Origin of the sequence: Desulfococcus multivorans (assembly GCF_001854245.1) — a bacterium.
Taxonomy (GTDB): Bacteria; Desulfobacterota; Desulfobacteria; order Desulfobacterales; family Desulfococcaceae; genus Desulfococcus; species Desulfococcus multivorans.
In genome coordinates, this window is record NZ_CP015381.1 from 4,037,089 (window position 1) to 4,059,933 (window position 22,845).

Annotated in this window: 18 protein-coding genes; 11 read left to right on the forward strand and 7 right to left on the reverse strand. The window is 59.1% G+C overall.

The genetic code is table 11. From position 1 onward, the window contains the following. Window positions 1-34: 34 nt before the first annotated feature. Window positions 35-577 (reverse strand): RsbRD N-terminal domain-containing protein, encoded by a 543-nt coding sequence (locus dmul_RS17600; protein ID WP_020876674.1) that lies wholly within the window; start codon window positions 575-577, stop codon window positions 35-37. Between the two features lie 149 nt (window positions 578-726). After that, complete coding sequence (locus dmul_RS17605) at window positions 727-1,146, reverse strand: iron-sulfur cluster assembly scaffold protein (RefSeq protein WP_020876675.1); 420 nt, start codon at window positions 1,144-1,146, stop codon at window positions 727-729. A 1,447-nt stretch (window positions 1,147-2,593) separates the two neighbouring features. Between dmul_RS17605 and dmul_RS17610 the strand changes: the two genes are divergently transcribed. The 6 genes from dmul_RS17610 to dmul_RS17635 all read left to right on the forward strand — a co-directional run bounded on the left by dmul_RS17610 (window position 2,594) and on the right by dmul_RS17635 (window position 10,080). Beyond that, on the forward strand, window positions 2,594-5,116 hold the full coding sequence (locus dmul_RS17610) for an ABC transporter ATP-binding protein/permease (RefSeq protein WP_020876676.1): 2,523 nt from the start codon (window positions 2,594-2,596) through the stop codon (window positions 5,114-5,116). Beyond that, on the forward strand, window positions 5,103-5,615 hold the full coding sequence (locus dmul_RS17615) for a Crp/Fnr family transcriptional regulator (protein WP_159449707.1): 513 nt from the start codon (window positions 5,103-5,105) through the stop codon (window positions 5,613-5,615). Before dmul_RS17610 ends, dmul_RS17615 begins: the two co-directional genes overlap by 14 nt. A gap of 25 nt (window positions 5,616-5,640) precedes the next feature. Continuing rightward, window positions 5,641-6,075 (forward strand): ATP-binding protein, encoded by a 435-nt coding sequence (locus dmul_RS17620; RefSeq protein WP_020876678.1) that lies wholly within the window; start codon window positions 5,641-5,643, stop codon window positions 6,073-6,075. Window positions 6,076-6,098: 23 nt separating this feature from the next. Continuing rightward, window positions 6,099-6,446, forward strand: a complete 348-nt coding sequence (locus tag dmul_RS17625) for an STAS domain-containing protein (RefSeq protein ID WP_020876679.1) — start codon at window positions 6,099-6,101, stop codon at window positions 6,444-6,446. A gap of 79 nt (window positions 6,447-6,525) precedes the next feature. Beyond that, window positions 6,526-9,186, forward strand: coding sequence for an aminopeptidase N (gene pepN, locus dmul_RS17630; protein WP_020876680.1), 2,661 nt, complete (start codon window positions 6,526-6,528; stop codon window positions 9,184-9,186). 3 nt (window positions 9,187-9,189) lie between these two features. Beyond that, entirely contained in the window at window positions 9,190-10,080 is an 891-nt protein-coding gene (locus dmul_RS17635) for a deoxyribonuclease IV (protein WP_020876681.1), read from the forward strand. A 288-nt stretch (window positions 10,081-10,368) separates the two neighbouring features. Here dmul_RS17635 and dmul_RS17640 read toward each other — a convergent pair whose 3' ends face one another. From dmul_RS17640 to dmul_RS17650, 4 genes are all read right to left on the reverse strand, one after another. Then, complete coding sequence (locus tag dmul_RS17640) at window positions 10,369-12,072, reverse strand: metallophosphoesterase family protein (protein ID WP_020876682.1); 1,704 nt, start codon at window positions 12,070-12,072, stop codon at window positions 10,369-10,371. 61 nt (window positions 12,073-12,133) lie between these two features. Beyond that, window positions 12,134-12,364: a hypothetical protein gene (locus dmul_RS17645; RefSeq protein WP_040415014.1), complete on the reverse strand. Its 231-nt coding sequence runs from the start codon at window positions 12,362-12,364 to the stop codon at window positions 12,134-12,136. Between the two features lie 8 nt (window positions 12,365-12,372). Continuing rightward, window positions 12,373-12,555 carry a neutral zinc metallopeptidase gene (locus tag dmul_RS21110; protein ID WP_144016441.1) on the reverse strand — a complete coding sequence of 61 codons (183 nt, stop codon included), beginning with the start codon at window positions 12,553-12,555 and terminating at the stop codon, window positions 12,373-12,375. Between the two features lie 4 nt (window positions 12,556-12,559). Further along, complete coding sequence (locus dmul_RS17650) at window positions 12,560-15,352, reverse strand: DEAD/DEAH box helicase (RefSeq protein ID WP_020876683.1); 2,793 nt, start codon at window positions 15,350-15,352, stop codon at window positions 12,560-12,562. Here dmul_RS17650 and dmul_RS20360 point away from each other — a divergent pair. From dmul_RS20360 to dmul_RS17660, 3 genes are all read left to right on the forward strand, one after another. Further along, window positions 15,345-15,605, forward strand: coding sequence for a hypothetical protein (locus dmul_RS20360; RefSeq protein WP_144016442.1), 261 nt, complete (start codon window positions 15,345-15,347; stop codon window positions 15,603-15,605). The two genes, dmul_RS17650 and dmul_RS20360, sit on opposite strands and share 8 nt — an antisense overlap. A 213-nt stretch (window positions 15,606-15,818) precedes the next feature. Further along, complete coding sequence (locus tag dmul_RS17655) at window positions 15,819-16,646, forward strand: DUF547 domain-containing protein (RefSeq protein WP_020876684.1); 828 nt, start codon at window positions 15,819-15,821, stop codon at window positions 16,644-16,646. Between the two features lie 41 nt (window positions 16,647-16,687). Continuing rightward, on the forward strand, window positions 16,688-18,220 hold the full coding sequence (locus dmul_RS17660) for a mercuric reductase (RefSeq protein ID WP_020876685.1): 1,533 nt from the start codon (window positions 16,688-16,690) through the stop codon (window positions 18,218-18,220). Between the two features lie 237 nt (window positions 18,221-18,457). Here the strand turns inward: dmul_RS17660 and cadR are convergent, their stop codons facing one another. Beyond that, window positions 18,458-18,892 (reverse strand): Cd(II)/Pb(II)-responsive transcriptional regulator, encoded by a 435-nt coding sequence (cadR, locus tag dmul_RS17665; RefSeq protein WP_020876686.1) that lies wholly within the window; start codon window positions 18,890-18,892, stop codon window positions 18,458-18,460. A gap of 358 nt (window positions 18,893-19,250) precedes the next feature. Here cadR and dmul_RS17675 point away from each other — a divergent pair, with 358 nt between their 5' ends. Both dmul_RS17675 and dmul_RS17680 read left to right on the forward strand, forming a co-directional pair. Next, window positions 19,251-21,590: a heavy metal translocating P-type ATPase gene (locus dmul_RS17675; RefSeq protein ID WP_020876687.1), complete on the forward strand. Its 2,340-nt coding sequence runs from the start codon at window positions 19,251-19,253 to the stop codon at window positions 21,588-21,590. Between the two features lie 351 nt (window positions 21,591-21,941). Next, the gene (locus tag dmul_RS17680; protein ID WP_020876688.1) at window positions 21,942-22,817 is read left to right on the forward strand and encodes an alpha/beta fold hydrolase; all 876 of its coding nucleotides are present in this window, start codon (window positions 21,942-21,944) and stop codon (window positions 22,815-22,817) included. Window positions 22,818-22,845: the final 28 nt, after the last annotated feature.

Consider the following 22,845-nt stretch of genomic DNA (forward strand, 5'->3'; position numbering starts at 1 on the left):
ACGGATCTCCGGAGCCTCTTCATGGTGATTAATATTATTTTTCTTCAAGATCCGGACCATCCTCCGGGATCTCATGTACCAAACCCGCTCGGGAAAACGCTTTGTAGAGCCGCTCTCTTTCAAGATTCGTCTTGAGTTGGTAGACCGTCTCCCGGCATTTCGTATAGATGTTGAAGGTGACGAGGCTGAGCTTGTCGATTTCGAGATCAAACGCCAGAAGCGCCTCGAGCAGTTGAACGTCCGAGAGCTGACTCTCAAGTTCTTCTCTGATGATGGTCTTCAGGAAATAAGGAAAGCCGGCGGCCTGGGCAGGGGAAAACATGGTCTGGACCGCCCGTATGCGGATGATGGGATCGGCGGCGGTCTGAAGCGCTTCGCTGTCGGGGGCCTCTTTCAACAGCTCTTCGAAAATTCGGGTCAGCGCCTCGAAGGTCGTACTGCCGACCGGATTGCCGAAGGGATCTTTCTGGCGCTTGAGAAATCGGGCGGTATCGGTAGGATAGGTTTCGACGACCTTGTCGAACCACTTCTTGACAATAGGCGTTTTTCTCTCCGCCAGCACCTTTTTCAGCCCCATATACCCCCTCAATCATCTCGGAAAACGTGCAGAAATGTCACAATTCAGATATGCCTGTCATCTATAAAATTGTTGTTTAAGAACAGTCCTATAAACAATTTTGATCAGTTATGTCAAGACCAAATCGGCCCGGCGGCTCAGCGCGGGGGCTATCGGTAGAGCTTTTTCCAGGGTGCCTGACGGACCTCTCGATAACTGATCAACGCCAGGTAAAGGGTGCCGACGGCCAGTTCCGCACAATGAAAATGGTCCGGCGGGAGGGTTTGCAGATGGGCCGCGACTTTTTCAGGTGTAATCTCCCATGCCGCCGCCGTCGTTTGCCCTTCCGTCATCTCGCCGAGGGTGTTGCAGCAGGCGTTGGTATTGAGGCAGCCGTCCAGCTGATACCGAAATTGTTCGATGCGTCCGTTGCCGATGGACAGAAAGATTTCGATGCTGTCGCCGCAGTCCCCGGTTTTCTTTCCATACCCGTCGGGGTGCGCGATGACGCCCTGTCGGTCCGTCCGAAACGCCATTTCCAGGAAGGTCAGTGAATGGGTCTGCAGCAGATCATGTTGATGCGTGTTCATTGCGTGGGTCCTGCTTCTCGATGTTGATGTCCATGACGCCGCTTTCCGGTGAACATCACCGAAATTGAACGGTGCGTCTTTGAATAAACTCAACTGTCGACTTTCATCGGCCGGTGCCGGGGGATACGGCCCGCGCCCCGATATCCGGCCGCCATCATGAAAGTCGAACGTTGAAGAATAAAACCATTTTCCCGCTGATGGAAACGTCATCCCTTTATAATAGGATGCGCGATGTTGCAACCTGAATTGACAATGGGGAGGGGCATTCGGCATGGGAGAGTGTTTCCGGGGTGCCGCCCAAAAAAGGAAACGGCTAAATGAACCGAGTTCAATTAGCCGTTAAGGAGGAGAACAGATGAAAAAATTATTAGGTTGACATGGGATTATGCAAGACGCTTGCCAAACAAGCCGACTTATCTTGTCCATATTTTTTTATTATAATATAACAAATAGTTATATCCAACATCTCCTTTATTCATCGGTATCGACGCCCCGCTCCAGCGAACTGCAGCAACCCCGTTTTATTCGCGTTGGCGTACGCCGTCCGGTCGAATTGCCGTCTTTATCTTTTTATTCAGACTGTTACGTCCGCGATCGATCAGTTCACAATCTTGAACTTTTTATGAGATAAAGATTTATAACAAGCCAACCTTTTGTTTTAATATATGATATATTGTTTATTCCGTTGAACCGTGTCCTGGGCCCGAGGGATTTTTCCGAGTCCGGGGAGCTGGAAAGGATACCGCGACGGCGACATGAGGACACCGGCGGATATCGAACGGCCGTGGGAAACGCCAAAAAAAGGAAACGGCTAAATGAACCGAGTTCAATTAGCCGTTAAGGAGGAGAACAGATGAAAAAATTATTAGGTTGACATGGGATTATGCAAGGTGCTTGCCAAAAAGCACACCTGAAATCCATTTATTTTTTATCCCGTTGTAATCACAGAATATTGTATCTTTCATCAGGCCGCACACCCGCCGCGGCAAAGATGCCGGCAAGCCCTGTCCGTTCACTCTTGTGGACCCCGCCGCACCCGGCTTTCCGCGTTTTCTAACATTATTATAAATATTTTACATAGGTTACAATCCAATACCCGGATGTTCAAATTTTTAAACAATTTATGATATATATCTTTTTATTTAAATATCTACTTTATTTAAAGATAGTTATTGTGCGTTATGATCTTGAACCCTCGCCCTCGGGCAGACCGAACGTCGCCTGTTGATCCCTGCCGCGCATGCCGGGCTGGGGCCGGTGTCGCCGCTTTCAGGCCCTGGTTGACAAATTCACGTTCCTGACGACGGCGTCCGGAGGGCATCGCCCCCGGAGACATATTTTCCTTTGGCGTTCCACGGGCAGGTGCTATAGAGAGAATACCCGTTCGCTTCGTTTTTTGAGAACGCCCTAAAAAATCGGCTTGCAGCCAAGGCCCTATGAGACGGAAATGAAAAAAAAATCTTCTTCCCGGCTGGTGACGGAGCGGTCACTCTTTTCATGGGTGTTGTCCAGCAATTTCAAGCTCCAGATAATCCTTCTGCTGATCATCATCGTCACGGTTTTTGCCAGGGTCGTTCCCCTGGAGATGCAGAAAAAGATTGTCAACGAAGCGATCTTCCTGAAAAAAACCGATCTGCTCAAGCTGTACTGCGGCATTTATCTGGCCGCCGTCCTGGTGTCGACCCTCTTCAAGTATCTGACCAACGTCATCCAGACCATCCTGGGGCAGAAGGCCCTGGCCGATATGCGTCGGGCCGTCTATCACCATATCCTGACCCTGCCCATCAATTTCTACCGAAAGACCCAGCCGGGCATGGTGGTCTCCGCGCTCGTCACGGAGCTGGCCGCCGCGGGCGATTTCGTGGGCATGGCCGTCGCCATCCCGGTGACCAACATCCTGACCCTGCTGGCCTTCGGCGGATACCTGTTCTGGCTCCATCCCGTGCTGGCGGCCGTCTCCCTATCCATCTACCCCGTCGTTCTCATCCTGGTTCCCAGACTTCAGTCCCGCGTCAACCAGGCCAACAAAAAACGGGTGGACATCACCCGGGAGCTATCGGACAAAATCGGAGAGTCTGTTTCAGGCATCCACGAAATTCACACCAACGGCACCTACGCCATCGAGAATCGAAAATACGACGCCATCGTCGAGAAGCTGAGAAGAATCCGCGTCAGATGGAACCTCTATCGCTTCGGCGTCAAGACGACCAACAACTTCCTCAACAGCCTGAGCCCCTTCCTGATTTTCATCATCGGCGGCTATCTCGCCATCAGCGGAGAGCTGGCCCTGGGCGCCCTTGTCGCGTTTCTATCGGCCCAGGAAAAGCTGTACGACCCCTGGAAGGAGCTTCTCGATTTCTACCAGTCCTACCAGGACGCCACGGTGAGCTACAAGCGGGTCATGGACTATTTCAACGCCGTCCCCGAACATCAGCCGGCGCCGGAGGACAGACCGCCTTACGAACTGGAGGCCGACATCGAGGTGAAGGAGCTCTCCTTCTACACGGAGAGCGGCATCCGCCTCCTCGACCAGGTCAGCTTCTCCCTGCCGGCCGGCAAGCACATGGCCGTGGTGGGCTTTTCGGGCAGCGGCAAAAGCACCCTGGCCCTGTGCCTCAACCAGCTTTACCGGTACCAGAGTGGCCATGCCATGATCGGCCGCCGGGAAATCTCGACCCTGACCAAGGCGGACATCGTCCGGAACATGGGCACGGTCTCCCAGTCCCCGTTTATCTTCGAGGGGACCATCGAGGAGAACCTGCTCTACTCGTGTCTGGCCCTCGAAACGTTCGCCGACGGCGAGGCGGCCGCCGTGAGACCCTCCCTGGACGACATGATCGCCGCGCTCCAGCAGTCCGGCATCTTCGTGGACGTCCTCCGTTTCGGCCTCGACCGCCATCTGCGCCATGAAGACCACCCCGACCTGACGGAGCGGATCATCCGCATGCGGAAAGTCTTCAAGGAGGAGTTCGGCGAGGCGGTCCACGACCTGATCGAGTTCTTCGACGATGGGGCCTATCTCTACAACTCGACGGTACTGGACAACATCGTCTTCGGCACCACCGATCATCCGGAATTTTCCGGATCCAACCTCTCCCGAAACGTTTATTTTCTGGATTACCTCGACACCGCAGGCCTGATGCGACCCCTGGTGAGGCTGGGGGCGGAAGTCGCCGGACAGACCGTCGACATCCTGGGCGACCTCCCCCACGAGGCAATGTTCTTCGAGCAGAGCCCCCTGAAACCCGAGGACCTGGAGATCTACATCCCCTTGACCGAACGGCTCAAAAAGCTCCCCCTCGAGGCGGTTTCCGACGAGGACCGCGAGCGGCTCCTGAATGCGGCCCTCCGCTTTTCACCGGGTCGGCACAAGATGGTCGCCCTTCCCGCCCCTTTGGAAAATCTTATCCTGGAGGGCCGAGCCCTGTTCAGGGAAAGCGTCTCCCGGGACCACCCCGATGTCTTCTCCTTCTATGATGCCGGCCGATACATTCCCTCGGAAACGATCCTCAACAACATCCTCTTTGGAAAAATGAAAAGCCGGCACCCCAAGGCCCAGGAAAAAATCAGCCAGAGCGCCATCCAGCTTCTGATCCGGGACGACCTCCTGGAGACCGTTCTGAAGCTCGGGATGCAATTTGAGGTGGGATCCAACGGAGACCGACTCTCCGGCGGTCAGCGACAGAAGCTGGCCATCGCCAGGATATTCCTGAAGGCCCCGAAAATATTGATCATGGACGAGGCGACCTCGGCCCTGGACAACAAGTCCCAGGCCCGGATCCAGAATCTGCTCGAAAACCACTGGCGGGGCAGAAGCACCGTGATTTCCATTGCCCATCGCCTGGATATCATCAAAAACTATGATTATATTGCCGTAATGAAGTCGGGAAAAATCGGAGAGCTCGGCGGTTATGACGAACTCATTGAAAAAAAAGGACTCCTGTATGAACTCGTCCATGGAAAATCCTGAGCCGTTTCACGCCTGCGAATACAAGCAGAACCTGGAACTGTTGAGGCAGGTCTATCTCTTCGCCAAACTGCCCATGGAAGCCCTCAAGGTCCTTGCCTTCCTCTGTTCGAAGGAGACCTACCGGGCCGGCGATTTTCTGTTCCGCCAGGGGGAGGAGGACGACCAGGCCCTGCTGCTGCTTTCGGGAACGGCCCGCCTCGTTCGGGAATACAACGGGACCGAGCAATCTCTGAGGGATTACGGCGCCCATGATTTCATCGGGGCCATGTCGCTCTTTGGAAAGCGCAACCGGCTCTACTCCCTGATCGCCGCGACCGACACCACCTGCCTCGTGCTCGAGCGCGAAAAGTTCTTTAAAGCGCTGGCACAGTTTCCCGCCGTCTTTCCCCTCATCGTTCAGGCGATCACGGATCGGATTCATGCATTGGAGGAAAAGCTGCTGGCGCGGCAGGAGGACCACGGGGATCACCAGGACATTGTCGGGATCAGCCTGATATAGCCCCCGACGGAACGGAACGATTGACATGGGGCGACACCAAACCGGCTTCCAGCTGCGAAACGACCTGTCGGAACTGGAGACACTGCGGACAGAACTCGAACGGTTCAAGGTCAAGGCCGACATCCCGGAGAAGACCCTCCTGGAGATCAATCTCATCCTCGACGAACTCTTCACCAACATCGTCTCCTGCGGCTATCGGGACGGAGAGGAGCATTGGGTGAAGATCACTCTCTGCCGGGAGAGGGACGTGCTGACCCTGTGCGTCCGGGACGACGGCGTGCCCTTCAACCCGACGGAGCTGCCCGAACCCGACCGGTGCTGCCCCATGGAAGAGCGGCGGATCGGCGGCATGGGGATCCTGTTGATCAGACGCCTGACCGACGAAATGACCTATCACCGAACCGACACCGACAATGTCGTCACCCTCAGAAAAAATTTACCCCAACCCATCCGGACGTAGGAAGGTTGCAACAAGAGGTTATTATGGAGATCATCGAACAACAACAGAATGACGCATGGATATTCCGGATCGACGGGCGCCTCGACTCGAACACCGCACCGGATCTCGAAACGACCGTGTTCAACGCCATCGAGAGGGGGGCCCGGAATATGGTCATCGACTTCGGGTCCCTGGCCTATATCTCCAGCGCGGGGCTCCGGGTCATCCTCAAGACGGCCAAGGACCTGAAACGGCTGGACGGCAGCCTGGTCCTCTGCGCCATGCAGGATTACGTCCGGGAGGTCTTCGAAATATCCGGTTTCGACACCTTCCTCCCCATCGTCCCTACTACCGGCGATGCCGTGCGGCAGGTTTCCCGAAAACCCGAATAGGCGACATCCCCCGGAGCGAACCCCGCGGCCGGCCGCACCTGCCGTCGCATTCCCGCGAACCGAGATTCTGGAGCGAACCATGACCACACCGAACATGATACATCTGAAGGACTACCGCCCCCCGGCCTTTCTCGTGGACTTCGTCGACCTCGTCTTCGAGCTGAAGGAGACCGACACCCGCGTCAAATCCACCCTCACCCTCCGGCGCAACCCGGCGGCAGCCCCTGGGGACGCGGCGACGCGCCCACCCCTCGTCCTCGACGGACGGGACATGGCGCTCGTCTCGGTGCTGATGGACGGAAGGCCCCTGGCCACGGAGGATTTTCAGGTCGACGAGAGATCCCTCACCCTTCCCGATCCGCCCGACGCTCTGACGCTCGAGATCACCACCCGGATCCAGCCCCAGGAGAACCGCTCCCTGGAGGGACTCTACCGGTCCGACGGCATGTTCTGCACCCAGTGCGAGGCCGAGGGCTTTCGGAAGATCACCTATTTTCCCGACCGGCCCGACGTCATGGCGGCCTATACCGTCACCCTCATCGCCGACAGATCGAAATACCCGGTCCTCCTCTCCAACGGCAACCGCGTCGATGCGGGCGAGCTTTCGGACGGCCGCCACTGGGTGAAATGGGAAGACCCCTTCAAAAAGCCCTGCTATCTCTTCGCCCTGGTGGCGGGCGACCTCTTCTGCCTGAAAGACACCTTCCGAACAAAATCGGGGCGAGACGTCCGCCTCCGGATTTACGTGGAGCACGAAAACCGGGACAAGTGCGACTACGCCATGCAGGCACTCAAAAAGGCTATGGCCTGGGACGAGAAAACCTTCGGCCTCGAATACGACCTGGACGACTACATGATCGTGGCCGTCAACGACTTCAACATGGGCGCCATGGAGAACAAAGGCCTCAACATCTTCAACTCCAAATTCGTCCTGGCCCGTCAGGACACGGCGACGGACACCGACTTCTGGAACATCGACCGGGTCATCGCCCACGAGTATTTCCACAACTGGACCGGCAACCGCGTGACCCTCCGGAACTGGTTCCAGCTCAGCCTCAAGGAGGGCCTCACCGTGTTCCGGGACCAGGAGTTCACCGCGGACATCACGTCCCGGCCGGTCAAGCGCATCTCGGACGTCAGGACCCTCCGGTCATTTCAGTTTCCCGAGGACGCGGGCCCCATGGCCCATCCGGTCCGGCCGTCGGCCTACATCAAGATGGACAATTTCTACACGGTGACCGTTTACGAAAAGGGGGCCGAGGTCATCCGGATGATCCATCGGATCCTGGGGCCCGAGGACTTCCGGAAGGGCATGGATCTCTATTTCGAGCGTCATGACGGCCAGGCCGTCACCATCGAGGACTTTGTGGGCGCCATGGCCGACGCCTCGGGCCGGGATCTCGGACAGTTCATGCTCTGGTATGCCCAGGCCGGGACGCCCGTCGTCACGGCAGCCCGCGCCTACGACCCCGTGCGGAAGACCTATACCCTGACCTTTTCCCAGTTTTGCCCCCCCACCCCCGACGCGGCTGAGAAGGCGCCCATGCACATCCCGGTGGCCGTGGGCCTTATCGCGCCCGACGGCGGGGACTTTCCCCTCCAGCTCTCCGGCGAGAAGACGCCCGGGCCCACCACCCGCGTCCTCGAACTCCGGAAGGCCGACGAGTCCTTCACCTTCGTCAACGTCCCGGCACCTCCTGTCCCCTCGATCCTGCGGGGATTCTCGGCCCCGGTCAAGCTCCGGGCGGGTTGCAGCGACGCCGAGGTCCGCTTCCGGTTCGCCCATGACAGCGATCCTTTCAACCGGTGGGACGCCGGACAGACGCTGTTCGCCAAGGTCATCCTCGAACGGGCGGCCGAGATCCGGGCCGGGCGGCCCCCCGTCATGGACGACGCCCTGGTCGCGGCCTTCCGGCAGACCCTCCTCGACGAGACCGAGGACCGCGCCTTCATCGCCCATGCCGTCACCCTCCCCGGCGAGCCGGAGCTGGCCACCCTCATGAGCGAGTCGGACCTCATCGATCCCGATGCCGTCCACCAGGCCCGGCGCTTCGTCATCCAAACCCTGGCCCAGACCCTCCGGGACGATTTCGAAACGGTCTTCGAACGGAACCGCGACACCGGTCCCTACCGCGTCGATCCGGTCTCGGTAGGGCGGCGGAGTCTGAAGAACGCAGCCCTCGCCTATCTCGGCGGACTCGAGACCCCCGAGGCGATCCAACGCCTCTTTTCCGAGTTCGAAGCCGCCGACAACATGACCGACACCATGGCGGCCCTGACCATCCTCTCCCACATCCCCTGCGACGAAAGGATTCAGGCCATCGACCGGTTCTACGAGCGGTGGCGACACGACGTCCTGGTGCTCGACAAGTGGTTCAGCATCCAGGCCGCGGCACAGCTTTCCGACACGCCGGCAACGGTCCGGAAACTTCTGGACCACCCCGCCTTCTCCATCAGGAACCCCAACAAGGTCCGGGCCCTCGTCGGCGTCTTCTGCAGCCTCAACCCCTGGTGCTTCCACAGCCCCACGGGGGAGGGATATGCCCTCCTGGCCGACCAGGTGGCGGCCCTCGACGGCTTCAATCCCATGATCGCCGCCCGGATGGCCGGCATGTTCAACCACTGGAAGAAATACGAACCTGTCCGCCGGAACCTGATGAAGGCTCAACTGGAGCGGATCAAGGCTTTGCCGAACCTCTCCGGCAACGTCTACGAGATCGTTTCGAAGGCCCTGGCCTAGACCATGACCCGGGAACCCGAATCAGACGCCCCCCTGCTGCTGGGGGCCCATTTCTCCATCGCCGGGGGGCTTCACAAGGCCCTCTATGCCGCGGCGTCCTACGGGTGCGGCGCGCTCCAGATCTTTACCGGAAACGCGCGGACGTGGAAGGAGACGCCGCTCACCCGGGAGGCCGTGGACCGCTTCGCCCAGGCCCGGCAGGAGACCGGCATCACGGAGATCGCGGCCCACACCGCCTACCTCCTCAACATCGCGGCCCCCGAGGCGGAGAAACGGATCCGGAGCCGCGTCGCCCTCGCCGCCGAGCTGGAGCGCTGCGCACGTCTCGACATCCCCTACGTGGTGCACCATCCCGGCGCCCACCTGGGGGCCGGGGCCGAGGCGGGCATCGCCAACGCCGCAAGCGAGATCCGGCACGTCTTCGAGGCGCTCCCCGGCCTCTCCTGCCGCCTCCTGATCGAGACCACCGCAGGCCAGGGCACCGGCATCGGCCACACCTTCGAGGAGATCGCGGCGATCCTCGCGGCCGTCGACGCGCCGGACCGAACCGGCGTCTGCCTCGACACCTGCCACATCTTCGCCGCGGGCTACGACATCCGGACCCGCAAAACCTACGACCGCACCCTGGCGGATTTCGACCGGATCATCGGCCTGGACCGCCTTTTCGTCATCCACCTCAACGACGCCAGATCCGATTTCAACTCCCGGGTCGACCGCCACGCCCATATCGGCGAGGGCGCCATCGGCCTCGACGCCTTCGGCTTCGTCATGCAGGATCCCCGCCTCGCCCGCTGCCCCAAGATCATCGAAACCCCCAAGATGCGCGGGAAAACCGACATGGACTCGGTGAACCTCGACCGGCTGCGGGCCCTTGCCGAGGGAAATCCGGGGTAATCCGCAAAGGGCGGACACACAGGTCCGCCCCTACGGGGATCCGGGAACCATTCGCGATATGCGGGCCTGTTGCGGCAAACCCAAACCACGACGGCCGGATCGTATGACATTGCGGTCAACGTAGGGGCGGACCTGTGTGTCCGCCCTGATCCCGCGCCCCGTCATACAATGTTTTATACCCCGTCAAACGATGAACGGTTCCGATTGTTTGCCGCGATGATGGGGAGTCCGGGTGAATCCGCAAAGGGCGGACACACAGGTCCGCCCCTACGGGAACCTTGGAGGATGTTATTTTTCAACGGCAGCGATCGGCATGACCGCGAAATCGCCGTCGTGATTGATCACCGCCCACACGGAATCGGCATCGATCCCCCAGGTTCCCAATCCATAGCCGTCACGCCACGGGCCGCGCACAAAATTTTCGGAGCCGCCGTAATTCGCATCCACGGCATTGACCCAGCCCGATTCGCTCCTTGCGGCGAGGCAAAAGTTCTTATGGTTTTTGCCCGATTGATCCTTCAGCGCATTGCAGGTCATCGAGAGGGTATAGATATCGGTTTCCCGGCTCTCGTTTTCATCGGGCAGCATCCCTTCAAGCGCCTCGTCGTACAGGCTTAAATTATCGGTCATTCCCCAGAGGCTGAGGATATGGCTCACGGCACCGTCAACGCTGTCGGAATCCGTCCAGCCCGTCGTCACGAATTTGGAGAGCGGCCGCCCGACATAGTCGGTTTCATTATTGCCGTTTTTTCCAGCCAGAATTCTGACATTTGTATTCTTATAGCTGCCGGCCACCCTGGTATAGGATTCCCCCCGGGCAACTTCGAACGCATCGCCGTTGAGGCTGTATCCAAAGGTATCGCGCAGATAAAAATAGAGCGGCGAGGGCGGCGCGCTCAAACTCACATCGGAATAGTCAAAACCGTGGCTGGAGGCGTAGAAGTCCACCGTCACCCGGGGGCCGTCAACCGTGAAGATGTAGTAGCCGATGGAGAACAGCTCCTGGTCGAACGGTATTTCGCGATCGTCATCCCCTTCGCGGGGAATATAAAACTTGTAGCTGTTGGAGGCGCAGATAATCTGGCCGACGCCGAAGGCGCCGTCACCACCGGATGTCACCCTGGAGTAATGGTGCATGTGATCGTGACCGCTGAGGTAGTAGCGGACGCCGTTGTTGTGCAGGCTTTCGAGAAAATAATCCCGCGCCTCGGGGTTGTCGGTCAACGCATTTCCGAAAAGGTTATCCTTGTGGTTTTGTCCGATGAGATTTTTATGGGCAAACACGAACGCATGACGATCGCCCCCATTTGCGGAGAGTGCCGAATCGACCCACGCCACCTGATCCACCGCATTGTAGGCATAACTTTTGGCGCCGTTATAATTGCTGCCGTCGGCCCGGACAAACTGGTCGATCAGAACACATCGGACATTGTTGAAGTCAAACATGTACGTCAACCCCTTCAAGCTGTCGGAAGCGGAATAAGGCACCGAAAGAACGGGGCTCTCTACGTTGTCGGCTCCGAAAAGATGGGGTCCCTGACCGAGGGTTTGAGGAAAAAGGATCGGCATTTCGTTTGCGGCGACGGCACTGGCCTCGTGATTCCCCCGAACCGGGAAAAAGCCGATCCCGTTGCTGTAAAGCGCCCGGGCATGTTCCTCCCGGGTAGGCAGGGTGCGAGTGCCGTCGACAAGCTCTTTATCGACCAGATCCCCCACCTGGATGACAAATTTGCAGCCGTGTTGAATGAATTGCTCGTTCAGGGCGTCGATGATTGTCGTGGCACAGGATGCCGGATCCTCAACGGGAATCCCGTTATAGATGCCCGTTTTCCATTGGGTATCGGCCATTACGCCGAATTTCCAGGCGCTGCCGGACGATTTCGCAAAGGCCCGTTTCGGCGCGAAAATCGGAATATTCAAACCCGTTAACGTCAGTCCCGCGAGACCCGTGCCCCCGATCTTCAAAAATTCCCTTCTGTTCACCGATTTCATTATCCCTCCTGTTGGTTGGTTGTTCCGAAGATGCCCTGTGCGGCAGCAGAATATCTCCCAATCAATCCGAACGGCGATCGGATCGGATCTCTGCTTCCTCGCGGCAGAATTGAAAAAACGCTTGAATAGCTTCTTTTAGTCGGGATTTGTAAGAAGGGTATTTGTTCCGGGTTTGATTTTTGTAAAAACGCGGCACCGGCGGCACGCCCCCACCCAAGAGAGGAGGCACCTTCACGGCCCACGGCGCACGGCGGGCGAAGGTCTTGGCAGCCCGCTCGATTTTCAGCACCATCCGGTTCGCTACAGCCGATCCGATGCAAAGGTGTTGCACTGGTTGATGTCCCCCGTCTCCAGGCCGTTCCGGAACCATCGGACCCGCTGGGCCGAGGTGCCGTGGGTGAAGCTGTCGGGCACGATGCGCCCCTGGGATCTTTTCTGCAGTCGGTCGTCCCCGATGGCGCTCGCGGCGAAAAGGTTTCGGATACGGCTAAAACCCCGGCAGCTTGAATTTCAGGGTCACCTCGCCCGTGGTATGATCGATATGAACCATGCGGCCGTCGTCATGAGTCCCCGTCATCTTCCGGCCGGTGGCCATCTCCATGAGGCCGCTGATGAACTGCATCCCGGTGTTGAGCACCTCTGTCATCCTCTCCGGGGAAGCATCCCTATGGACACCCTCGCGCCGGCCTGCCTCCCCCACGGGTCTGGGTGATCTTTCGGATGACTCGGCAGGCGATCCGGCAGCCGTCCCATCGGCGGATCGATCCGAAACCCCTTTGGCCGCTTCCGCGGGCGCCGGCTCCGCCTCGGGAATCCCCGCTTCAACCTCTTCGGCATCGTAGGCCACCTCGCGAACCTTTTCATCCAGGACCCTTGGATTGAGGTAATGGGGCGTGTCTTCCGGCAGTTCCTCGGCAGGCGTGTGTTCGCCGGACACCGCAACGGGCTCCTCGCCCATCATCTCCCGGAGTTGGTTGAGCAACTCGGCCCGCTTGGCCTGGGAGAACTCCACCGTGTCCGCGGCACCTTCGAAAACGCCGTCGAAGAGGGCGGTCTTGAGTTGGATGCCGGCCAGGATCTTCTCCTCGATGCTGTTCTTGGCGATGAGGTTGACGACGTTGATGCACCGGCTTTTCTGGCCGATGCGGTTGACCCGGCCGATACGCTGGTTGATTCGGGCGGGGTTCCAGGGCAGCTCGAAATTGATGACGCAATCGGCGGCCTGGAGGTTGAGGCCGGTGCCCCCGGCGTCCGAAGAGAGGAAGACCTTGCAGTCCGGATTGTTCGTAAACGCGTCGATGAGGGCCTGACGTTTGTTGACGGGCACCTTGCCCGTCAGTTCGATGAAGTTGATGCCCGCGGAGGAGAGATACTTTCCGATCAGAAAAATCATGGTGGTCCATTCGCTGAAGATCACCACCTTGTGCCCGTTCTGGACCACGAGTTCGTCGATAATCCCCTCCAGTTCCGTGAGCTTCGGGGAGATGTTGGTCTGCCGGTCGACGAGATAGGTGGCGTCGCAGGTCATCCGCATCATGAGGAGAAGCTGCTGGATGCGGCGGATGTCCATGGGGGTGAGAAATTTCTTGTTCAGGAGCGGCACCAGAGCAGCGAAATATCCGTTGTGGATCTCCGCCTGCTTGTCCGTGAGTTCGACGTAATAGTTGTTGACGATCTGCTCGGGCAGGTCCGACAGCACCTCCTCCTTCCGACGCCGGATCACGATGGTTTTGAGTTTCTCATGGAGGCGGTCCAGGTTCCGGTAGCCCAGGATCTGCCCCTTTTTCTGCCGGCTCAGCATGAAGTGGTCCGCGGCAAACCGCCAGAGGGGGGAGAGCAGGTAGGGGTCGAGGAACTGGACGATGGAATAGACGTCTTCCAGCTTGTTCTCCAGGGGCGTCCCCGTCAGGACGAGGGCGTGTCTACGGCGGATGTTCTTGACCGCGTCGGCGGTCTTGGTGTTGAAATTCTTGATCCGCTGGGCCTCGTCCAGGATCATGAGGTCGGGATTGTACCTGGAAATGACGTCGACGTCCCGGAGCACCGCCTCGTAGTTGGTGATCTTGAAGAGGCTGTCGTCGGCGTCATAAACGGCCCGTCGCTGCATGGGGTTTCCGGCCACGATGACGGCCTTTTCATCCACAAACCGCTCGATCTCCCGCTTCCACTGCTCCTTGAGGGATGACAGGGTGACCACGAGAATGCGGCTGAAACCGAACAGCTCCTTCTTGATGACCCCTATGGCGATGGCCTGGAGGGTCTTGCCCAGGCCCATTTCATCGCCGATCAGGGCGGCTTTTTTGCGCAGGGCGAACTGAACCCCGGCCACCTGGTAAGGGTAGAGATCGGCCCGGATGCGACCCAGGGCCGGGGAGATGTCCTCGGGGATCTTCGCGAGTTCGGCATCCAGGAGGTCGTGTTCGATGCGGTTCAGGAGCGACTCCTGGAAGCGGACCCGCTTGTTGCCGTCCAGGCGGCGCAGAAGCGCCATGAGATCGGCCGGTCGCTCCCGCAGATAGTCGCCGTCGTCCGCAAAAAAATCCCGCCAGAGTTCCCGGGCATCCCGGACCTCGCCCTCGGGGCGCTCGCAGAAGAGTCTGGGGCGCCGGCGGACGGAGTCCCAGTAGATGTCCACGAACGGAAATTGCTCGGAGGCGATCCGGGCGACGGCCGCCTTGTCGCGCCGGACTTCATGCTGAAGGAAGAGAAGGTGTTTGCAGGTGCCGAGGCGGTTGGTTTCATAATCCGGGCAGGTGCAGTGCCCCTTGCCTGCCGGGGGATCGTGGAGGGTGACGAGATACTGCTTGCCCTTCACCGTTTCCACGGTGTGCTCGCCCTTGAGCATGTCTCCCCAGACTACCGTGAACCCTTCGCTTCCGGCGCGCTTTTTCCGGTCCGCCAGCGCCTGTTCCCGGATCTCGTCGGCGGTCAGACAGACGTCGTCCGGCGGCGCCTTGCGCTTCTGTCGGTTTTCATCCCGACCCAGCTGTTCCCATCCCTTGAGTTTCTGCTCCACATCCAGAAGCGCCGCGATGGTGTGCTTGCATCCCTTCCCGGGGAAAGGGCAGTCACAGGAGGTGGTCAGGTCGTCCGGGAGGAGTTGCACGCGGGTGGTGTAGTCGCCGTATCGACCGTCGACATCATATACGAACCGACCTGTTCCGGGGTCGCTGTCCACGCAGGCGAACGCGCCGTTCCGGTAGAGATCCAGGCCGCGATGAAAAATGAGATCGGAAGGGGCAATGTTTTTGCGTATATAATCGGTAGACAGGGTGATCATCGATAAACCTCTGATAAAAAAGTTGAAAATTTATTCGTTTAAAATGGATGGTCGCCGTGGCGGCTTTTTTTCGAGGCTACATCATATCGGACTCATTTTCAACGCTTGGTTTCCAGAAGGCGCCGAGGATTTCGACGTGGGCCCGGATCATGGCCGGTTGCCTGCCGCCATGCCCTTTGTCTCCATCAGGCTGAGGCTTGCGCGGGGTTGGTTGTCGCGTTATAATCAAAAAATATGGAATCGAGCGCCGTAACTTGACCGCTCACGCTGCATCGAGACTGAATGACGGCGACCCGAATAGAAGCGACTCGCGCAGCACATCCTCTCATCGTGAAACTCATTGCAAGGAATCGTCGATTCAACCGACGAAACGGTCAAATGGAGAGCGCGCTATGCAGGCAGCCGGCACCGCTCTCCCCCAAAACCGATAATGACCTGCAGCGGGTCGAAAGGAGCTGAAGACGCCATGAAAACCCACACGCACACATGCCTCATCAATCGTCTGATTGCAGCGCTGATATCCGCGGCATTCTGTTTTACGGCGCTTTCTGCAAGTGCAGCGGATTTCGACAGGACCCACGCCGGTTATGACAGGCTGCTCAAACGATTCGTCACCGACGGCCGGGTCGATTACAAAGGCCTCAAAGCCGACGGCGGCGCATTGGATCACTACCTGGACGGCGTCGCCGGCGTTTCGGAAGCGACATTCAACGCCTGGGGGGAAGCCGACCGGCTGGCGTTCCTGATAAATCTGTACAATGCGGCCACCTTGAAACTGATCCTGAACCACTACCCGGTCGACAGCATCAAGGATATCGGCGGCTTTTTCAAAGGGCCGTGGTCCCAGCCGGCGGTTCGGCTTTTCGGGGGCACCATCACCTTGGACAACCTGGAGCACGACATCATCCGCAAGCAATACGACGAGCCGCGCATTCATCTGGCGCTGGTCTGCGCCGCAAAAAGCTGTCCGCCGTTGCGCAGCGAGGCTTATGTCGGCCCGTCACTGGATGCGCAGCTCGACGACCAGACACGACGGTTTCTCGCAAGCCCGGCCGGTTTCCGCATCGACCGCAGTCGGAATACGGTCTATTTTTCATCTGTCTTCAAATGGTACGGGGAAGATTTTGTGGGCGAATTCTCGCCGTCGTCCGGATTTACCGGGCTGGATGATACGGAACGCGCCGTAGCGAATTTCTGCAGCCGGTATCTCCCCGCAACGGCAGGCGATTATCTGAAGGTCGGCGGGTATTCCGTAAAATATCTTGATTACGACTGGTCGCTGAACGGGAAGTGAACCCGAGCTGAAGCGCCGCAATCCGGCCTTGGGAGGCAGCAATGTCAGACAACAGGAAAGGCAACACCATGATCAGTCCCTGGGATGCCTACAATCAAGAACTGGTGTTCCATGTCCGCCCCCCGGACTGGAAAAATCCCAAGCCGGCTTCGCGGTACAATCTCGTCGTCATCGGTGCGGGTACCGCCGGCCTGGTCTGCGCGGCCGGCGCCGCCGGGCTGGGGGCGAAAGTCGCCCTGGTCGAGCGCCACCTGATGGGGGGCGACTGCCTGAATGCAGGCTGCGTGCCGTCCAAGGCCCTGATCCGAGCCGCACGGGCCGCCGCAGCGGTCCGGGACGCCGGCGCCTTTGGCGTGCATGTCCCGGAAGGCGTGAGCATCGATTTTGGTCAGGCCATGGAGCGGATGCGTCGCCTCCGGGCGTCCATCGCCCCCCACGATTCTGTCCGGCGGTTCGCCGAATTGGGAATTGACGTGTTCATCGGTGAAGGGCGTTTTGTCGACGCCGACACGTTGGCGGTCGCCGGCGAACGACTCGCCTTCAGGAAGGCGGTCATCGCCACCGGCGCACGGGCTTCGGCGCCGCCCATTGAAGGGTTGGATCAAATATCCTATCTCACCAATGAGACCGTCTTTTCCCTGACCGAACTGCCCAGGCGCTTGGCCGTCATCGGCGCAGGCCCCATCGGTTGCGAAATGGCCCAGGCCTTCGCCCGATTCGGCGCGGAGGTGTTCCTGGTGGAAACCCTGCACGGCATCCTTCCCCGTGAAGACACCGACGCTTCCGGCATCGTCCTGGAATCCATGCTGAAGGACGGGGTGAAACTGCTGTGCTGCGGCAAAGAACTGAAGCTGGCCAAAGCCGACGGCGATAAAATCCGCCTCACCGTGAAGTCCCACGGCAAAGGCTACGACGAGGTGGTGGATCAACTGCTGGTGGCCGTAGGTCGTGCGCCGAACGTTGAAAACCTGGGGCTGGACGCGGCCGGTGTCGCTTTCACCCAAAAAGGCGTGCAGGTCAATGACCGGCTGCAAACCTCCCAGCCCAACATCTTTGCGGCCGGAGATATCTGCTCGCCCTATCAGTTCACCCATGCGGCCGACTTCATGGCGCGCATCGTGATTCGCAATGCCCTCTTTTTCGGCCGCGCCAAAGCCGGCGCCCTGACCATTCCATGGTGCACCTATACGGAACCCGAAATCGCCCATGTCGGACTTTACGAGAAGCAGACACGGGAGCAAGGCATCCCGGTGGAAACCTTCACCCGGGAATTTCGCGAGGTCGATCGTGCGATTCTCGAAGGCCGCACCAACGGTTTCGCGCGGGTGCACGTCCGCAAGGGGACGGATAAGATCATAGGCGCCACTATCGTGGCATCCAACGCCGGCGACCTGATCTCGGAGATCACCCTTGCCATGACCCACAAGCTGGGTCTCAAACGGATCGCCGACGCCATTCATCCCTACCCGACCCAGGCGGAAAGCATCCGGCAACTGGGAGACGCCTACAACCGCACCCGGCTGACACCCTTCGCAAAATCCCTGTTTTCAAAACTGATGGTCTGGCGGCGCTGACCCCTGCCGGGACATCAGGGCGGACACACAGGTCCGCCCCTACAGAAACCCGGGAACCAACCGCGGAGAAAAAATGTTAAACGCGCATTGGAGGATGGTTAATTCTGGATGACCCATCAATTGAAATGATGCCTTCAGGTGTGAAACCGACGCAGCGTGCGAAAACGGATGATGATCGCAAATCGAATGTAAACGGAAGGACAGTCTTGCCCATATCCGCAACATCCGTTTGAAGCGTTATCCGATCGGATGCTCCCGTTCGCATGCGGCGCAGCAGAGCTCCTGATTTTCGAGCCCCTGCATAATGCCGCAGGTTTCGCCGCTGTGTCCGCCCGCGCAACGCCCGCGAAGCTGCTTCAGGTGGTGCTTCAGGTGCTGAAGGGATCGGATCTGCTCGTCCACGTTCCCGATATGGGCGTCGAGCAGTCCGGCCACCCAGGTGCAGTCCTGCCGGGGATGGTCCCTGTAAGTCAAAAGCTTCCGGATTTCCCCGAGTTTCATGTCATGCCTGCGGCAATGCAGGATAAACTCCAGGCGTTCCAGGTCTTTTCTGCCGTAGACCCGGTAGTTTCCAGCTGTTCTTTCAGGCTCGGCCAAAAGCCCTTCCTTTTCGTAATACCGGATGGTCACCACCTTGCATCCGGTCTTCTTCGCCAGTTCGCCGATCTTCATTTTTCCTCCGTAAAAACGATATGAGACTAAAGGCTGAGGACTGAAGGCGTATGCCTGTAATCACATAATCACCATAAAACCATAAAACCGTAACCCCTTACCCTCTCACAAACACCGGAAGTTAAGCAAAATCATCAATCCCATAATAACGACAGCCCCCCCTGATTGTCAAAACCACCCGGGAAAGGGGCCGGGCATTTCAATTTCGGTATTCATCAGCCGGTGAATGCCGAAACTTGCGCTTTTTTTAAAAAACGCTTTGACCCTATAGCGGCTATAGACATTATCTTTATTCTGAAAGAAAGATGGACGCATTCGTGCCTTGCCGATTTTTACAAACCATTGACGGAGAAATATCATGAGCGATGCAACCTTGACCCCGTTATGCACCTGCAGCGTACCGAATGGAACCGAATGCAACGATGCCGGGCAACACCGTCGGTGGAGAACCCCTGAAGGCTGCGGTTGCGGCGGTCATGACAGCCTCTGTCAGGCGCCTGTTGATCTTTCCGCCGTCGGCGGGGTGTCGGCGACACGGGCCGTTTACCGTATCGCGAACATGGACTGTCCCATGGAAGAGGCCCTGATCCGCAAAAAGCTCGGACGAATGCCCGGCATCACCGGGCTTGAGTTCAACCTGATGCAGCGGGTGCTCACCGTCAACCACGCACTGTCGTCCACAGACACCATCGAGGCGGTCCTGAATCGTATCGGCATGACGCCGGAGCCCCTGGGTCTGGATGCGGGGGCGACGGCATCCGGCAAAACCGACGTCGTTCCCGAGCCCCATATTCCCTGGATGAAACTGGCGATCGCCGGCGTGTTCGCCGCCGCATCCGAAGCCGTCGAACGCCTTCAAGCAGGGCATCTGATCCCGTTCGGCATCGATCCGCAGGCTCCGGCCGTCGACGGGGTGGACATCACGGCATGGCTTTCCATGGTTTTTGCCGTCGTCGCCGTCCTTTTCGCCGGACTGACCACCTATAGAAAAGGCTGGATCGCGGTCAGGAACCTGGACCTGAACATCAATGCTCTCATGTCCGTGGCCGTGACCGGCGCGCTCATCATCGGGCAATACGCCGAGGCGGCCATGGTCATGGTGCTGTTCAACCTGGCCGAGGCCATTGAAGCCAAGTCCTTGGAGCGGGTCGGAAACGCCGTCAAAAATCTGCTCAGCCTGGCCCCCGGGAAGGCGACCGTACAGCGTCCCGACGGCGCGTGGGCGGAAACGGACATCAGACAGATCTCCATCGGCAGCCGGGTTCGCGTGAAGCCCGGTGAGCGCGTTGCGCTGGACGGTGTTATCCTGCAGGGCCGGTCGGCCGTCAACCAGGCCCCCATCACCGGCGAGAGCATGCCCGTGGAAAAGACTGCGGGCGACACGGTTTATGCGGGGACCATCAACACCTCCGGTTCCTTTGAATTTCAGGTGACGGCCGGAGCGGACGACTCTACCCTGGCCCGCATCATCCATGCGGTGAAAGCGGCGCAATGCACCCGTGCGCCCGTACAGCGCCTTGTGGATCAGTTTGCCCGGTATTACACGCCCGCCGTGTTTCTCACGGCTCTCCTGACGGCGGTCGTTCCGCCCGTATTCATGGGCGGCGTCTGGACCACATCGGTATATACGGCCCTGGTGCTTCTGGTGATCGGCTGCCCCTGCGCCCTGGTCATCGCCACCCCCGTCACCATCGTCAGCGGTATGGCCGCAGCCGCCCGCCACGGCATCCTGATCAAGGGCGGCGTGTTCCTCGAGCAGGGGCGGCGCCTCGACCGGCTGGCACTGGACAAGACCGGCACCCTCACCCACGGCAGGCCGAAGCAGACCGATTTCGTTAAACTGGGCGACATCGGCGGACACCGGGCGGTTATTCTGGCCGCCGGCATCGCGGCCCGCTCCGACCATCCCGTATCCAGAGCCATTGCCGGGAACGCGGCGGAAATGGGGGTGGACCTGCCCCATGTCGATGAATTTACGGCCGTCCCCGGCCGGGGCGTCAGCGGCGTCGTCGACGGCGAGACCTGGTACCTGGGCAACTACCGCATGGTGGAAGATCTGAAAATGAGCTCCCCTGATCTTGAAGAACGGATTTCCCGCCTGGAAAAAGAGGGGAAGAGCGTCGTGGCGCTGGTGAACGGGAAGGGCGTGCAAGCCCTCTTCGCTGTGGCCGACACCCTCAGGGAGAGCAGCATCGAGGCCGTCAGGGAACTGAAGCAGCTCGGGATCAAGACCCTGATGCTGACCGGCGACAACGCCCACACGGCACGCGCCGTTGCCGAACAGGCGGGGGTGGACGACTTCAAAAGCGACCTCCTGCCCGAAGACAAACTGACTGCGGTGGCTGCGCTCGACGGCAACGGCAAGATCGGCATGGTGGGCGACGGCGTCAACGACGCCCCGGCCCTTGCCAAGGCCGACATCGGGTTCGCCATGGCCGCGGCAGGGTCGGACACCGCCATCGAAACCGCGGACGTGGCCCTGATGGACGACGACCTCAGGAAGATCCCGCGCTTCGTCAGGCTCTCCAGGTCCACCTACGCTATCCTGGTGCAGAACATCACGCTGGCCATCGGCATCAAGGCGATATTCCTGGCCCTGACGTTCATGGACCAGGCGACCATGTGGATGGCCGTTTTCGCAGATATGGGCACCAGCCTTCTGGTGACGGCCAACGGGCTCCGGGCCATATACAAATAGATAACGCAACGTTCGCCGTTCACGGATCGGCAGCGGCAGGGTATGACCCGCGCCCCGCACGCTTTCTTGAGGCTGGAGACTGAAGACCGAAGGCCGAAGACTTCAGGGACACGCCTCTAACCCCATAATCACCTTCCAAGAAAACGTCGTTTTCTTGGAAATTTTGGGACCGCCCCTCGGATCGGTTGAAGCACTAATCACATAACCACTTGACAAACAACACCCCACCCTTTACCGTTGCGGAGAATTATTTTCCTTTAGGATGCATTCTCTTTAATGAAAGGTTTTGGCGGTCGGCAAAGAACATGCCGCCCGTTACGAAAGCGCTCCGATCAATGCGGGAGTATCCTGATGCATCGCTTCGTTCCCTGGAACAGTCAACCGCTTGAGGCCTGGGCGGAAAAATACGCCGAAGGCCGCTTCATCGACCTGGCCGGCCGACGGACTCACTTCATCGAACGGGGACGAGGGCGGCCGGTCGTCCTCATTCACGGCTTCAATCTGGACCATCACTCCTGGATCAAAAATCTCGACGCCCTGGCGGCGCACTTCAAGGTATACGCGCCGGACTTGTGGGGGCACGGCTATAGCACCCGGGAACCTATCGCATACGGATACGACCTCTTCGAAGAGCAGATCCGGCTGTTCCTGGACGCCCTCGATATCCAGAGCGCGTCGCTCATAGGGCACTCCATGGGCGGCGGGACATCCATCGTTTTAGGGCTCAGGCATCCCGATCGCGTGGATAAGCTTGTTCTGGTCGACGCAAGCGGCATCCCCACCCGACTGCCCTTTCAGGCGAAGATTTTCAGGCTCAAGGGCGTCGCGGAGTTTCTTTTGTCCCTGCCTACGGATAGGATCCGGCGCATGAACCTGGCGGATATCTGGATTCATGACCGCGGCGCCCTGACTGAGGATATTTACCGGAATCTCATGGGCTTTCAAAAGATTGAAGGGACCACCCAAGCCTTGCTCGCCATTCTACGGGCGGATTTTTTCAATACCCTGGAAGCCGAAATCAAAGCGCTTGGCGGGTCAGGCATTCCAACGATGATTATCTGGGGCCGCGAAGACGCCGCCCTTCCCGTCGGCAATGCGAAGACGATGAAGGATTTCATCCCGGGCTCCCGGCTGGAGATCCTGGAAAAAGCGGGCCATCTTGCCAATTTCGATCAGGCGGACACATTCAATGAACTGGTGATCGATTTCCTGAATTCGGCGGCATGAGTCCGCTGTCCGTCGCAGGCACATCCGC

What these genes read in the sequence shown, in the direction of transcription:
- dmul_RS17600 (WP_020876674.1), bottom strand. Translation starts at nt 577, where the DNA reads ATGGGGCTGAAAAAGGTGCTGGCGGAGAGAAAAACGCCTATTGTCAAG.
- dmul_RS17605 (WP_020876675.1), bottom strand. Translation starts at nt 1,146, where the DNA reads ATGAACACGCATCAACATGATCTGCTGCAGACCCATTCACTGACCTTC.
- dmul_RS17610 (WP_020876676.1), top strand. Translation starts at nt 2,594, where the DNA reads ATGAAAAAAAAATCTTCTTCCCGGCTGGTGACGGAGCGGTCACTCTTT.
- dmul_RS17615 (WP_159449707.1), top strand. Translation starts at nt 5,103, where the DNA reads ATGGAAAATCCTGAGCCGTTTCACGCCTGCGAATACAAGCAGAACCTG.
- dmul_RS17620 (WP_020876678.1), top strand. Translation starts at nt 5,641, where the DNA reads ATGGGGCGACACCAAACCGGCTTCCAGCTGCGAAACGACCTGTCGGAA.
- dmul_RS17625 (WP_020876679.1), top strand. Translation starts at nt 6,099, where the DNA reads ATGGAGATCATCGAACAACAACAGAATGACGCATGGATATTCCGGATC.
- pepN (WP_020876680.1), top strand. Translation starts at nt 6,526, where the DNA reads ATGACCACACCGAACATGATACATCTGAAGGACTACCGCCCCCCGGCC.
- dmul_RS17635 (WP_020876681.1), top strand. Translation starts at nt 9,190, where the DNA reads ATGACCCGGGAACCCGAATCAGACGCCCCCCTGCTGCTGGGGGCCCAT.
- dmul_RS17640 (WP_020876682.1), bottom strand. Translation starts at nt 12,072, where the DNA reads ATGAAATCGGTGAACAGAAGGGAATTTTTGAAGATCGGGGGCACGGGT.
- dmul_RS17645 (WP_040415014.1), bottom strand. Translation starts at nt 12,364, where the DNA reads ATGGTGCTGAAAATCGAGCGGGCTGCCAAGACCTTCGCCCGCCGTGCG.
- dmul_RS17650 (WP_020876683.1), bottom strand. Translation starts at nt 15,352, where the DNA reads ATGATCACCCTGTCTACCGATTATATACGCAAAAACATTGCCCCTTCC.
- dmul_RS17655 (WP_020876684.1), top strand. Translation starts at nt 15,819, where the DNA reads ATGAAAACCCACACGCACACATGCCTCATCAATCGTCTGATTGCAGCG.
- dmul_RS17660 (WP_020876685.1), top strand. Translation starts at nt 16,688, where the DNA reads ATGTCAGACAACAGGAAAGGCAACACCATGATCAGTCCCTGGGATGCC.
- cadR (WP_020876686.1), bottom strand. Translation starts at nt 18,892, where the DNA reads ATGAAGATCGGCGAACTGGCGAAGAAGACCGGATGCAAGGTGGTGACC.
- dmul_RS17675 (WP_020876687.1), top strand. Translation starts at nt 19,251, where the DNA reads ATGAGCGATGCAACCTTGACCCCGTTATGCACCTGCAGCGTACCGAAT.
- dmul_RS17680 (WP_020876688.1), top strand. Translation starts at nt 21,942, where the DNA reads ATGCATCGCTTCGTTCCCTGGAACAGTCAACCGCTTGAGGCCTGGGCG.